The organism is Actinopolyspora sabaoui, from assembly GCF_051225635.1.
In the GTDB taxonomy this organism is placed as follows: domain Bacteria; phylum Actinomycetota; class Actinomycetes; order Mycobacteriales; family Pseudonocardiaceae; genus Actinopolyspora.
Window position 1 is genome coordinate 464768 of record NZ_JBMIHH010000001.1, and the last position, 12188, is coordinate 476955.

The following is a 12188-nucleotide window of genomic DNA, read 5'->3' on the forward strand; positions in this document are numbered from 1 at the left end:
TCGATATCCACGCTGCCAGGAACGATCCCCTTCGCGCGCGAGTGGAAGGGGCTGCATGATCAGCACCGCTGTGACTTAGTGTCGAGGGTGTCATGGCTCGTGTCATCCACGTATTCCGTCAGCCCGACCGTTTCATCGTGGGAACGGTCGGTGAGCCCGGCGATCGCACCTTCTATCTGCAGGCCACCGAGGACTTGCGGACGGTGAGTGTTCAACTGGAAAAACAGCAGGTCTCGGTGCTGACAGAACGCATCGACGCCCTGCTGGAGGAGGTGCAGCGCCGGTTCGACACCGAACTGCCCTCCGAACCGCCGGACGAACTGGTCGACTCCGGCCCGCTGGAGGTGCCCGTAGAGGAGGAGTTCCGGGTCGGCACGATGGGGCTCGGTTGGGATGCCGAGACCGAGGCGGTCGTCGTGGAACTGCTCGCGGTCACCGAGGAGGAGGTCGACGAGTCCGTCGTGCTCGACGACACCGAGGAAGGGCCGGACGCCGTTCGAGTGTTCCTCAGCGCCGCGCACGCGCGTGCCTTCGCCGAGCGCGCGCAGCGAGTGATCGAGGCGGGCAGGAAACCGTGCCCGCTGTGCTCGGAGCCGCTCGATCCGGAGGGCCACATCTGTCCACGGCAGAACGGTTACCGCCGTTCGGAAGAGGAGTAGCGGTTCGTGCTCGCCGACGACGTCGCTGTCGAGCTGCTGCGCGAGGGGAGTCTGGAGGTCCGGGGACGTCTCGTCGAGGCCTCCAACGCCACCCTGCTGTGCACGGTGGAGAACGACGGGTTGCGGGCCGACTGCGTCTACAAGCCGGTGCGTGGGGAACGGCCGCTGTGGGACTTTCCGGACGGCACACTGGCCGGTCGTGAGGTCGCGGCCTATCTCCTTTCCCAGGCGCTCGGATGGCATCTGGTGCCGCCGACACTGTTACGGGACGGCCCCCACGGCCCGGGCATGGTGCAACTGTGGGTGGAGACCGAACAGGATTCCGAACTGGTCGACATCCGCACTCCCGAGGACGTGCCCCCGAACTGGCTGACCGTGTTGCACGCGCAGGACGATCAGGGTGATCCGGTTGTGCTCGCCCACTCCGACCACGACGAGCTGCGTAAACTGACCCTGTTCGACGTGGTGCTCAACAACGCGGACCGGAAGGGCGGTCACGTGTTGTGCACCTCGCGGGGCCGGGTGCTCGGTATCGATCACGGTGTGAGTCTCAACGCCGACGACAAGTTGCGTACCGTGTTGTGGGGCTGGCTCGGCCAGTCCCTCCACGGAACGGAGATCCACTCCCTCGAACGGTTGCGCGCCGAGTTGGACGGCGAGTTCGCCGCCGAGCTGGTCGAACACATCACCCCGAAGGAGATTCAGGCCCTGCGGGACCGGCTCGATCGGTTGTTGCGGGGTGGGGTGTTCCCGGCGCCCTCCGGCGAGTGGCCCGCCATACCCTGGCCCCCCTTCTGATGACGGCGCCGGCGGTTGCCTGCCTGGCCGGTTAGCCGTCACGTGAGTCGGCGCCTTGCTGTGTTGGGCCGGCTCTTGAGTAGCGGCCTACGCGGCGAGCGGCCCGGCCTCGCAATGCATCCGACTCACGCACCGGGGACACGCGCGCTGCTTACTCGCAGGGTCGCCTCCCGATGGAGCGGCACCGGGGGGGGGCGATTTCCGCTTCGCTTCAACCGGTGTGGGTTGCGTGGGTGGTGGGAGTTCGGCCTCCGTCGAAGCGGCGCGGCGATTTCGCGAGAAATTGACGCCGACCCTGCCGCACCGCCGTACTGGCGCGGCGATTTCGCGGGAAATTGACACCGGAGGCTTCGGCGCGGGAAAGCTCCGGCCCGTCACGGGTCACTCAACCGTGGCGGCTAGGGTCGGACTCATGCAACCCTGGTCATCGGTTTCCGTGCCCAGCCTGCCCGGTACTGCGCATCCGTTGCGACTGTTCGATACCGCCACCGGCGAAGTAAGACCGGTCGGTACCGGTTCCGGGGTGCGGATGTACGTCTGCGGCATCACTCCCTACGACGCGACCCATCTTGGTCACGCCGCCACCTACATCGCCTACGACCTGGTGCACCGCATCTGGTTGGACAACGGCAGCGATGTGCACTACGTGCAAAATGTCACAGACATCGACGATCCGCTGCTGGAGCGCGCCACGCACGACAACGAGGACTGGGTCGTGCTCGGGATGCGCGAGACCGCGCTGTTCCGCGAGGACATGGCAGCCCTGCGTGTACTGCCACCGCGGGACTTCATCGGGGCGGTGGAGTCGATCCCGGAGATCGAACAGGCCGTGACCAAACTGCTTTCCTCCGGCGCGGCCTACCGGATCGACGCCGAGTTTCCGGATATCTACTTCCGGCACGACGCCACCGGCAGGCTCGGCTACGAGTCCCGATACAGCAGAGCCGAGATGACGGAGGTGTTCCCGGACCGGGGTGGCGACCCGGACCGGCCGGGCAAGGAGCATCCGCTCGACGCCCTGCTGTGGCGCATGGCTCGTCCCGACGAACCCTCCTGGGACTCCGAGCTCGGCGCGGGGCGTCCCGGCTGGCACCTGGAGTGCTCGGTGATCGCACTGAACAGGCTCGGGATCGGATTCGACCTGCAGGGTGGCGGCTCGGACCTGGCTTTTCCGCACCACGAGTTCAGCGCCGCGCACGCGGAAGCGCTGACCGGGCAACACCCCTTCGCGGGCCACTACTCGCACGCCGGGATGGTGGGACTGGACGGGCAGAAGATGTCCAAGTCCAAGGGCAACCTCGTGTTCGTCTCCAGGTTGCGCGGCGATCGAGTGGACCCGATGGCCATTCGGTTGGCGTTGCTGAGCGGTCACTACCGGGCCGATCGTTCGTGGAACGCCGATCTGCTCACCACCGGTGCTGCCAGGCTCTCCCGCTGGCGGCAGGCGGCGGAGCTCTCGGCGGGGCCCGCCGCCGACTCGACGCTTGACCGGTTGCGTGAGCGGCTCAGTGACGACCTCGACTCCGAAGGGGCGTTGCGAGCCGTGGACGCCTGGGTCGACGAGGCGCTGTACGACGGGGGCGAGGACACGAGCGCCCCCACGACGATCCGCCGGGCGGTGGACGCCCTACTGGGTGTGACCCTGTAACCTCGCCCGCTCGAAAACCAGGGGAACGGAAGCACGTTCGGCGCCCCCGTCGTCGCGGGGGCGCCACTTCCCATTCCGGTCGAGAAATCCCCTCGGTCGCGGTGGTCGACCCGACCATCCACGACTGGCGAAATTTCGTCGCCAGGACGGTATTCTCCGTTTCCGGTGGCAATAGGAACCCCGTACCGTGTCCTTCCGGCGTTTTTCACGGCATTCCGTGGTTGTCGACTTCGGCGTGTGCGACACGTTTCCGAGAGTTTCCTCGGTCTCTCCTCGGTTGTCCTGTCCTGCGTGGATACCGCGCGGTGTAGTGCGGCCGTGCGGTGTTTTCGCCGCTCATCCCGGTGCTCCTCCCCGGCAGGCCAGGCCTGGTGAGGGAACGGTGATCACAACATTCGGTTCGGGGTTTTGTTCCGGTGAGCTGGGAAAATGCTCTTGATCGTCGAATTTTCGGTAATATGCGACAACCACCGGCCACCCCAACCGGCCAATAGGAACACCACGTAGACTTCCGCCAACCGATCTGATTGGATCTCGTGACACGAGTCCGCACGAAGCCCGGATCGGTAATAGGTGCTTTGGTTGCGAGGTGGGATGGTGAGTCGGGTATGGGAGATGCTCGAACGCTCGCGCAGATCGTTACGGGACGGTGCGGCGAGACAGCGGTTGGAGGGTTCGACCAGACAACTGCTGCAGCGTTCACGGGACACCGTGGCGCAGATTATCGGCCCTTCGCCGTCGCGTGAGCCGAGTTCGCAGGATGTGCTGGCAGGGGTCTGCTCCAGTGTCGCCCTGCGTGATCTGAACCTTGTGGACTCGCTGCTCGAACAGCTGGAACAGATGGAGTCCGAAGAGGACGATCCGGAGTCGTTGGATCGCCTCTATCGGCTCGACCACCTGGCCACCCGGCTGCGGCGCAACGGTGAGAATCTCCGTGTGCTGGCCGGGCGTGACGCAGGTGGTACGAAGCCCGAGACGGCTTCACTGGTCGACGTGATCCGTGCGGGTATGTCGTCCATCGAGCACTACAACAGGGTGGAACTCGGCAGGGTGACCGAGTTGGGTGTGGTCGGGTTCGCCGCGGACGATGTCAGCAGGCTGCTCGCGGAATTGCTGGACAATGCCACGGCGCATTCCCCGCCGAACTCGTCCGTGACCATCAGCGCGCATCTGACCGAACAGGGCAGCATGATGGTGCGTGTCGAGGACGCCGGTATCGGCCTCCCCGCGGCGAGGCTCTCCGCGCTCAACGAACGGCTCGCGAGCGCCCCGGTGCTCGACCGCAACGCGGTGCGTCACATGGGGCTGGCCGTGGTGCGCAGAATCTCGGGCAAGCACGGTATTCGAGTGTGGTTGGCGCGTCGTGCGCCCCACGGGACGACCGCCTCGGTGCTGCTGCCGAACTCCCTGGTGCACGAGTACGCGGCTTCCGGCGCCGGTGTGTCGAGGCAGCCTCCGGTGTCCGAGGAACCGGCGATCCCGAGCATGCGTTCCGCGCGGGCGAGTACGGAATCGCGGGCGAACGCGGAGTCGCGGGGAAGCACGGAGTCACGGGGTACCACGGAACCGGGGACGAACGCGGCAGCCGAAACCCCGTCCGAAACCACGGAGGCCGATGTGGACACTCCCGCGATCGCGGTCGAACCCGTTTGGCCCTCCGAGGAGCAGGCGGCGGCACAGCAGGACCAGTCACAGCCCGCCACCACGGCCAACGGATTGCCACGCAGGGTTTCGCAGAGTCTGAAGGGCTCCGCGGGCGGGAGTAGCCGGTCCGCCGCACCCGCTCCGGAACCCCATTCGGACGAGACGGAACGCGACATTCGCGAGAGCCATCAGCAGCTGCTCGCCGACCTGGGAGATTTCGCCGAGGGCGAGTCGGAAGCCAGGAAGCACAACGACACCGACGACGCCGAGAGGTCACAGCAGTGACGGCTGCAGAGAACAATGCCCAGTCCGCGAATTTCGACTGGCTGGTCGACGATTTCGTGTACCGGGTGCACGGTGCCACCCACGCGTTGATCCTGTCGGCGGATGGCTTGCCACTGGCTGCTTCCTCCTCGGTCACATCCGATGAGTCCGAGCAGCTCGCGGCGATCTCCAGCGGCATGCTCAGTCTGGCGCACCACGGTTCCTCGTTGTTCGAGAAGGGTGAATGCGAACAGATCATTCTCCGGCTGCGGCACGGGTACTTTCTGTTCATGGGGATCGGTTCCGGCGCAGGGTTCGCCGTGCTGACCTCGGCCGAGGCGCAGATGCGCGTAGTCGCCTACGAGATGACCCAGTTCGTGGAAAACACCGGGCACGCGTTGACACCGGAGGTCCGTGCCGACTTAAGGCGCGTCGTAACCGCGCGAAGGCCGCGTGACTGATCGGTTAAAGGAAGACCCATGGTCACACATTCACAGAACCAGCGGGAAAGCCGCAGTAGCCGGGTGCGGCCCTACGCGCTCACGCACGGACGGACCCGAACCCGGCACCAGCTTCTCGTGGAAACGATGATTTCGGTGTCCGACTACGACACCGAGGTCGCCGAAAAGCTGCTCCCGGAATCCCGGTCGGTTTACGAACACGCCCGACGGCCGATATCGCTGGCCGAACTCTCCGCCTCGCTGAACATCCCGCTCGGGGTGATTCGAGTGCTGGTCAGCGACTTGGCGACGGAAGGGGCGATCGTCATTCATCCCACCGGACAGGCTTACAGTTACGATCACAATATCCTCGAGAGGATTCTCGATGGCCTCAACAAGCTCTCCGCGTGACCAGTCCGAGCTGATGCTCTCGGCGAAGATCGTGGTCGCGGGTGGATTCGGAGTCGGCAAGACCACATTCGTATCGTCGGTGTCCGAGGTCGCTCCCTTGAATACCGAGGCGTGGATGACCGAGGCCAGCGAGGGCGTGGACGATCTCGATCCCGCCGGGGAGAAGACGACCACCACCGTGGCGATGGATTTCGGGCGTATTCAGTTGCACCCGGACCTGATGCTCTACCTGTTCGGGACCCCCGGTCAGTCCCGTTTCTGGTTCCTCTGGGACGACCTGGCCAGAGGCGCGTTGGGCGCGGTCGTGCTGGTCGACACCAGACGGATAGCGGAGTCGTTCGCCGCGATCAACTACTTCGAGCACGACTCGGACATCCCGTTCGTAGTGGCAGTCAACCTCTTCGAGGGAACGTTGACCCACGAGCTGGAGGAGATCCGCGAGGCGCTCGCGATCGCTCCGGACGTTCCATTGATCACCTGCGACGCACGTGATTCATTGTCCACTGTAGATGCTTTACGGACGCTGGTTACCCACACGATGCGGTTGAACGTGACACACGGCGCCGCGTGATCTGTCGCCGTGTCCCGCGGGGGACCGGCGTCGTCGTGGAAGGGTCTCGTCGGGTGAAAGGAAGGATGCGATGCGCAAGATCCTCATAGTCGGAGCCGGTCAGGCCGGTTTGCAGACCGGTCTGTGCCTGCTGGAACACGGCTATGACGTCACGATCATGTCCGCGCGAACGCCGGAGGAGATCCGTGGTGGCCGTGTCATGTCGACACAGGCCATGTTCCACACCGCGTTACAGCACGAACGGGACTACAAGCTCAACCTGTGGGAGGGACGCGCACCGCGGATCCAGGGGTTGGGTGTCTCCATCGCGGCCGAGGACGGCGCCAGGGCGCTGGACTGGGTCGGCATGCTGGACAACTACGGTCAGTCGGTCGACCAGCGTGTCAAGATGGCAGGCTGGTTGGAGCTGTTCGAGGACAACGGCGGCAAGGTCATCTTCCACGGGGTGACCACCTCGGATCTGGACTCGCTGACCAGGCACTACGAACTGGTGCTCGTCGCGGCGGGCAAGGGCGAACTGGTCCAGCTGTTCGGACGCGATCCCGATCGCTCGCCCTACAACACCCCGCAGCGGATGCTGTCGGTCAGCTATGTCCACGGTGCGGATCGCAGGCCGGAGCACCCGGACATGGACGCGGTGCGGTTCAACGTGGTCCCCGGTGTCGGCGAGCTGTTCGTCATCCCCGGCCTTACGTTGAGCGGGCCGTGTGAGATCCCGTTCTTCGAGGGCATACCGGGTGGTCCGTTGGACTGCTGGTCGGACAGGCCCGCTCCGGGCGAGCACTGGAAGCGCATGTTGGAGCTGATGCGGCAGTACATCCCCTGGGAGTACGAGCGCTTCAAGCACGCCGAGCTCACCGACTCGCAGGCCACTCTTTCCGGCGGTTACGCACCGGTGGTGCGTCACCCGGTGGGCGAACTGCCCTCGGGCGGCGTCGTTCTCGGTATGGCCGACGTCGTGGTGGCCAACGATCCCATCACCGGTCAGGGCTCCAACAACGCGAGCAAGTGCGCCGCGTCCTACCTCGAGAGCATCCTGGAGCGGGGTGACGAACCGTTCGACAGGGACTGGATGAGGCGAACCTTCGAACGCTACTGGTCCGAAGTCGAGCCCGTTACGACCTGGACCAACGCGATGTTGCAGCCGCCGCCCGCGCACGTGCTCGACATCTTCTCCCGTGCCGAGCACAACGCGACCATCCGCAGGCGCTTCGTCAACGGATTCGACGATCCGGCCGATTTCGGCAACTGGTTCCTCGATCCGGAACTGGCGGAGCAGTACCTGCGCGAGGTCGACGGCTGAGCGGTCTCCGCGCCCGATGCGACGGCTCGGCCGGGTCCTCACCCGGCCGAGCACGCGGCCCGGATCCGGCTAAGGATTCTTGCCGGGCCCGGTGGGTCCTTTACCGCGTCCTCCACCCTCCCCGGGGCCACCGGGGCCCCTGCGGCGCAGGTAACGCTCGAACTCCGCCGCGATCGTCTCACCGCTGGTCTCACTCAGCGTGTTCTCGGCGTCACCACGCTCCTCCAACGCCCGCACGTAGTTGCGGACGTCCTCGTCCTCCTCGGCCATCTCGCTGACGGTGTTCTCCCACTCCTCCGCCTGCTCGGGGAGGTTGTTGAGCGGGACCTCCAGGTCCAGCGCCTCCTCCACGCGGTGCAGCAGCGCCAGGGTGGCCTTCGGCGAGGGTGGTTGCGAAACGTAGTGCGGCACCGCGGCCCAGAACGAGATAGCCGGGATGCCGGCCTGCACGCAGGCGTCCTGGAAGATGCCGAGGATGCCGGTGGGGCCCTCGTAGCGGGAACGCTCCAGGCCGAACCGGCTCGCGGACTCGGCGTCGTAGGCGCTGCCGGTCACCGGGATCGGCCGTGTGTGCGGGGCGTCGGCCAGCAGCGCCCCGAGACTGACCACGGTACTGGCGCCCGCTTGCTCGATGTGGGACAGCAGTTCGGAACAGAACGCGTTCCAACGCATGTTCGGTTCGATGCCGTGTATCAACACCACGTCCCTGCTGCAACCGGGTGGGCGGCACACCGAGAGCCTCGTGGTCGGCCAGGAGACTTCTCGCGTCACACCGTCGACCAGCTTGACGGTGGGCCGGGACACCTGAAAGTCGTAGTAGGGATCCGGATCGATCTCCGTCCAGCTGGTAGCGTCCCAGGTGAGCTGGAGGTGTTCCACGGCTGTACTGGCGGCGTCGCCGCCGTCGTTCCATCCCTCGAAGGCACAGATTACGATGCTGTCCTCGAGGGTGAAACCGGCAGGTGGGGCAGGTACGGACACACGGCGAGGGTACTACCCACCTCGTGCGCTGTCGGAGATGATTGATGCCGAGGGCTGTAGCCGCTCGGTAACCGCCCTCGTGGCTGTGCTCACATCGCGTACTGCGCACCGTGAACGAGCCAGTAAGCTGGACGCATGTGTAACGATCTTCGACGGTCGTCCTGCCCGGGCCGTCCCGGAGCCTGGTCCCGGGAGCGGGCGGGGGGTCCGCTTCGATGACCGAAACCGATCCTCGCGCCGCCGCGTCCCCTCGGCCTGCTGCCCCGGAGTTCCCCGCCGCCGTGCTCTTCGACATGGACGGCACCCTGGTCGATTCCGAAAAGCTCTGGACGGTCGCCATGGACGACTACGCGGCGGCCAACGGTGCCGAGATCAGCGATGCCGCGCGTGCGAGCATGGTTGGTTCGAACATGTCCCGCAGCATGCGGTTGCTGCTCACCGACATCGGCATGTCCACCGGCCCGGCCGACATCGAGGCGGCGGGGCAACAGGTGATCGAGCGGATGGCGGAGATGCTCGCCAACGATCTCACCTGGCGTCCCGGCGCCGAACAGGCACTGCGCCGGGTCAGTACCGACGGTGTGCCGGTCGCGCTGGTGACCTCCACCATACGTTCGCTGACCGACATCGCGCTGCGAACCATCGGTGCCGAGATGTTCGACGCGACCGTCTGCGGCGACGAGGTGGACGGTTACAACAAGCCCGATCCGGAGCCCTACCTGCGCGCGTGTCGCGAACTGGGGGTCGACCCGGCTCACTGCGTCGCCATCGAGGATTCCCCCACTGGTGTGAGCTCTGCCGTGTCGGCGGGGTGCGCGGTGCTCGGGGTGAGTTGTGAGGTCCCACTGGCGCCCGAACTGGGATGCACCGTCCGGGATTCCCTGGAAGGACTCGACACCGCTGAGCTCGGTACGTTGCAGCGCGGCGGCTGAACTCGTCGCGTCCGGCGCCGGGCGGTGTTCGGCCGAGCGCGGCGGGATGCAAGGATCACCGGTCGTGAAGACCTTCGACGAGCTGTTCAGTCAGCTTCAGCAGCGTGCGCACAGCCGACCCGAGGGATCCGCCACTGTCGCCGCCCTCGACGCGGGGATCCACTCCCAGGGCAAGAAAGTCCTGGAGGAGGCGGGAGAAGTCTGGTTGGCCGCCGAACACGAGTCCGACGAGCAACTCGCCGAGGAAGCCTCCCAGCTGCTCTACCGGTTGCAGGTGATCCTGCTCGCGCGGGGGCTTTCCCCCGAAGACGTTTACCGTTATTTGTGATCGAGGTTTCCCGCCCGGGTGGCGAGGGTGCTCGGGTGGCGAAACCTCTCGCACGGCTCTCGCTCCGGGGAGACCCGACATCGGGTAGCGACCTACACAACGTCGGGTCTTCCTCGCGAGAGCCGCACGGGAGAACCCGCGGCGGTGCCGACCGCATGAGCGGCAGGAGCTCGGCCCGCGGGAGTGGTAGGAGTTCGGCTCTGCGTTGTAGCGGCGCGGTGATTTCGCGAGAAATTGAGGCCGCCCCGGCCACACCACCGCCCCGGCCCGGCGGTTTCGCGTTCCGGAGGGGTGATCGGATCGTGATTCGAACGGCACATACAGCGCGCGTCGTGGCGGATAATGATGGCCGGAAGACGCCAAGTACTAGCGGGAGGGCCCATGGGTGTGGTCCCGGTGGACTCCGCGCCGCCGAAATGGCAGCTGTACGCGGGGATGCCCTGCTGGATCGAGTTGGTAACTCCGGATCTCGACCGGGCATGCGAGTTCTACACGGCACTGTTCGGCTGGCGGTACGAAAAGCGCCAGGCATCGGACGGTAGGGAACACCTGATCGCCACGCACGACGGTTTTCCCGTCGCGAGCCTGCAAACCGCGGGTGAGGACGTGGCCGGTTGGCGGTTGTTCCTGGCCACAGGGGACTGTCGAACGGCCTGCGAACAGGCCGAGAGCAACGGTGCCAGCGTGACCGTGCCGCCCGGACATCTCAACGGTATCGGCACCAAGGCCGTGCTCACCGATCCCTCCGAGGTCGAGTTCGGACTGCTCGAACCGGAGGACTCCTGGCAGTTCGACGTGGGGCTGCCCGCCACCCTCATGTGGGCGGAACTGCTCACCATCAAGGCGCAGACGGCCGATCTGTTCTTCCAGGAGCTGTTCGGTTACACCGCCACGCAGTTCGGCACCGAGAACCAGCTCGACTACTCGGTCTGGTATCTGGGCGAGGAGTCGGTGATGGCCCGCGTCAGCATGCTCCGGGATCACATCAACGGCGAGACCGAGCCGCACTGGTTGATCTATCTCGGAGTCGACTCGAACATCGGCACCGACGAGACGGTCCGCCGTGCCATCGCCGCCCACGGCAGGGTGCGGGCCAACCCTTACGACTCGTCCCTGGGCAGAATGGCCGTGCTGCGTGATCCCACCGGGGCGAGGTTCGCGCTGGTGGACGCTTCGGAGGCGTCCCGCGGCCACGGGATTCCCGGCAACTACGACCCCTACGAGGACTGAACGAGTTTGCCCGCTCCGGCCGCCGAGCGCTGCTCACCGCGCGGGGGCCGACGCCGAGCGCCAGGCACGACGTCGGGCCTGGCGCTCGGAAACACACTCGGGAGCGGAGGAGCGGTGTTCGTGCTCCCCGTCGAAGTCGGGCGGAAAGCTCAGAGTCTGGTGGGAAGCAGCGCCTGCGCGCTCTGGCCGACGGGGCCCGCCGCGTCGTGCAGCGTGGTCCGGGTCAGCCCCGCGCCGTCCGGACCGAGTGTCATGCGCGCGTCGAGACCGACCCACTCGCCATGCGGTTCCCGGGCCAGGTGCACGGTGAGGTCGGTGTTGGCGAACGCCCACTGCTCGAACGGGAGACTGCTCGATACGCCGCTGGCGCAGTCGGCCACGGCGAACAGTCGCTGCAACGGGCTCGGTTCCTCGCCTGCCACCAGCGGCATGCGCTGCCTCGCCCACACCTCCGCGTGACCCGGTTCCGGAGCCGCTGCGTTCGCCGTGCGCCATTCCAGTGCGTTGGCGTAACCGCCCGCCCAACCGGCCGGTAACGGCATCGGGGGGCACTCGGCCGGATCCGCGAGTCGCCGCGCGTCGTCGCGGGCCACGTCGGCGGTGTCGGAGCGCAGCATCCGCCAGGCCCGGGCGGTGGCCGCGATCCGGCCCGAGGCCGCGATCTCGGCGGTTACCAGCTCCACGGAACGCCCCGGACGTGCTACCTCCGCTCGTACAGTCACCTCGTCCACCGGAACCGGTCCGAGCACGTCCACACTCACCCTGCGGACGGAGCGGCGTTCGTCGGGTTCACAGCACTCGATGCCGCGCACCAGCAGCGCCGCCACCGGCCCCAGGTGCTGGGCCTTGTCCGACCACGGTCCTACGGTGTGCTCCGTGGCGCGGAAAACACCGTGGTCGAGCTGTTCGTAGAACACTTCCTCCGTCGCTGCCAATGCGGTTCCCTTCACCGTTTCGTCATTCCGCAGGGTGATCAGTG

The 12188-nt window shown here is 66.4% G+C and carries 13 protein-coding genes; 11 read left to right on the forward strand and 2 right to left on the reverse strand.

Going from position 1 to position 12188, the window contains the following annotated elements:
- The first annotated feature begins 92 nt into the window (after positions 1 to 92).
- The 8 genes from ACOQFL_RS02060 to ACOQFL_RS02095 all read left to right on the forward strand — a co-directional run bounded on the left by ACOQFL_RS02060 (position 93) and on the right by ACOQFL_RS02095 (position 7738).
- Positions 93 to 659 (forward strand): DUF3090 domain-containing protein, encoded by a 567-nt coding sequence (locus ACOQFL_RS02060; protein WP_043574797.1) that lies wholly within the window; start codon positions 93 to 95, stop codon positions 657 to 659.
- A gap of 6 nt (positions 660 to 665) precedes the next feature.
- Entirely contained in the window at positions 666 to 1457 is a 792-nt protein-coding gene (locus tag ACOQFL_RS02065; protein ID WP_435542356.1) for an SCO1664 family protein, read from the forward strand.
- A gap of 412 nt (positions 1458 to 1869) precedes the next feature.
- A complete protein-coding gene (gene mshC, locus ACOQFL_RS02070) occupies positions 1870 to 3105 on the forward strand; it encodes a cysteine--1-D-myo-inosityl 2-amino-2-deoxy-alpha-D-glucopyranoside ligase (RefSeq protein WP_435542357.1) in 1236 nt (411 codons plus the stop codon).
- A 594-nt stretch (positions 3106 to 3699) separates the two neighbouring features.
- Complete coding sequence (locus ACOQFL_RS02075; RefSeq protein WP_435542470.1) at positions 3700 to 5034, forward strand: sensor histidine kinase; 1335 nt, start codon at positions 3700 to 3702, stop codon at positions 5032 to 5034.
- Entirely contained in the window at positions 5031 to 5474 is a 444-nt protein-coding gene (locus ACOQFL_RS02080; RefSeq protein WP_435542358.1) for a roadblock/LC7 domain-containing protein, read from the forward strand. Before ACOQFL_RS02075 ends, ACOQFL_RS02080 begins: the two co-directional genes overlap by 4 nt.
- An 18-nt stretch (positions 5475 to 5492) precedes the next feature.
- Positions 5493 to 5864: a DUF742 domain-containing protein gene (locus ACOQFL_RS02085; protein WP_435542359.1), complete on the forward strand. Its 372-nt coding sequence runs from the start codon at positions 5493 to 5495 to the stop codon at positions 5862 to 5864.
- The gene (locus ACOQFL_RS02090) at positions 5839 to 6435 is read left to right on the forward strand and encodes a GTP-binding protein (protein ID WP_435542360.1); all 597 of its coding nucleotides are present in this window, start codon (positions 5839 to 5841) and stop codon (positions 6433 to 6435) included. The genes ACOQFL_RS02085 and ACOQFL_RS02090 overlap by 26 nt, the downstream gene beginning before the upstream one ends.
- Before the next feature lie 70 nt (positions 6436 to 6505).
- On the forward strand, positions 6506 to 7738 hold the full coding sequence (locus ACOQFL_RS02095; protein ID WP_435542361.1) for a styrene monooxygenase/indole monooxygenase family protein: 1233 nt from the start codon (positions 6506 to 6508) through the stop codon (positions 7736 to 7738).
- 69 nt (positions 7739 to 7807) lie between these two features.
- Here the strand turns inward: ACOQFL_RS02095 and ACOQFL_RS02100 are convergent, their stop codons facing one another.
- Positions 7808 to 8719: a PAC2 family protein gene (locus tag ACOQFL_RS02100; RefSeq protein WP_435542362.1), complete on the reverse strand. Its 912-nt coding sequence runs from the start codon at positions 8717 to 8719 to the stop codon at positions 7808 to 7810.
- 215 nt (positions 8720 to 8934) lie between these two features.
- On the opposite strand from ACOQFL_RS02100, the gene ACOQFL_RS02105 reads away from it, so the two are divergent.
- The 3 genes from ACOQFL_RS02105 (at position 8935) to ACOQFL_RS02115 (ending at position 11209) form a co-directional block, all read left to right on the forward strand.
- Positions 8935 to 9651 (forward strand): HAD family hydrolase, encoded by a 717-nt coding sequence (locus ACOQFL_RS02105; RefSeq protein ID WP_435542363.1) that lies wholly within the window; start codon positions 8935 to 8937, stop codon positions 9649 to 9651.
- Between the two features lie 64 nt (positions 9652 to 9715).
- Positions 9716 to 9979 (forward strand): phosphoribosyl-ATP diphosphatase, encoded by a 264-nt coding sequence (locus tag ACOQFL_RS02110; protein WP_092928048.1) that lies wholly within the window; start codon positions 9716 to 9718, stop codon positions 9977 to 9979.
- A gap of 381 nt (positions 9980 to 10360) precedes the next feature.
- Complete coding sequence (locus ACOQFL_RS02115; RefSeq protein ID WP_435542364.1) at positions 10361 to 11209, forward strand: VOC family protein; 849 nt, start codon at positions 10361 to 10363, stop codon at positions 11207 to 11209.
- A 149-nt stretch (positions 11210 to 11358) separates the two neighbouring features.
- Here ACOQFL_RS02115 and ACOQFL_RS02120 read toward each other — a convergent pair whose 3' ends face one another.
- Positions 11359 to 12144, reverse strand: coding sequence for a thioesterase family protein (locus ACOQFL_RS02120; RefSeq protein WP_435542365.1), 786 nt, complete (start codon positions 12142 to 12144; stop codon positions 11359 to 11361).
- Positions 12145 to 12188 lie beyond the last annotated feature (44 nt).

Bases quoted from the DNA above. Each gene is read 5' to 3' on its own strand.
- ACOQFL_RS02095 (WP_435542361.1), top strand. From the start codon at position 6,506: ATGCGCAAGATCCTCATAGTCGGAGCCGGTCAGGCCGGTTTGCAGACC.
- mshC (WP_435542357.1), top strand. From the start codon at position 1,870: ATGCAACCCTGGTCATCGGTTTCCGTGCCCAGCCTGCCCGGTACTGCG.
- ACOQFL_RS02085 (WP_435542359.1), top strand. From the start codon at position 5,493: ATGGTCACACATTCACAGAACCAGCGGGAAAGCCGCAGTAGCCGGGTG.
- ACOQFL_RS02090 (WP_435542360.1), top strand. From the start codon at position 5,839: ATGGCCTCAACAAGCTCTCCGCGTGACCAGTCCGAGCTGATGCTCTCG.
- ACOQFL_RS02115 (WP_435542364.1), top strand. From the start codon at position 10,361: ATGGGTGTGGTCCCGGTGGACTCCGCGCCGCCGAAATGGCAGCTGTAC.
- ACOQFL_RS02075 (WP_435542470.1), top strand. From the start codon at position 3,700: ATGGTGAGTCGGGTATGGGAGATGCTCGAACGCTCGCGCAGATCGTTA.
- ACOQFL_RS02060 (WP_043574797.1), top strand. From the start codon at position 93: ATGGCTCGTGTCATCCACGTATTCCGTCAGCCCGACCGTTTCATCGTG.
- ACOQFL_RS02105 (WP_435542363.1), top strand. From the start codon at position 8,935: ATGACCGAAACCGATCCTCGCGCCGCCGCGTCCCCTCGGCCTGCTGCC.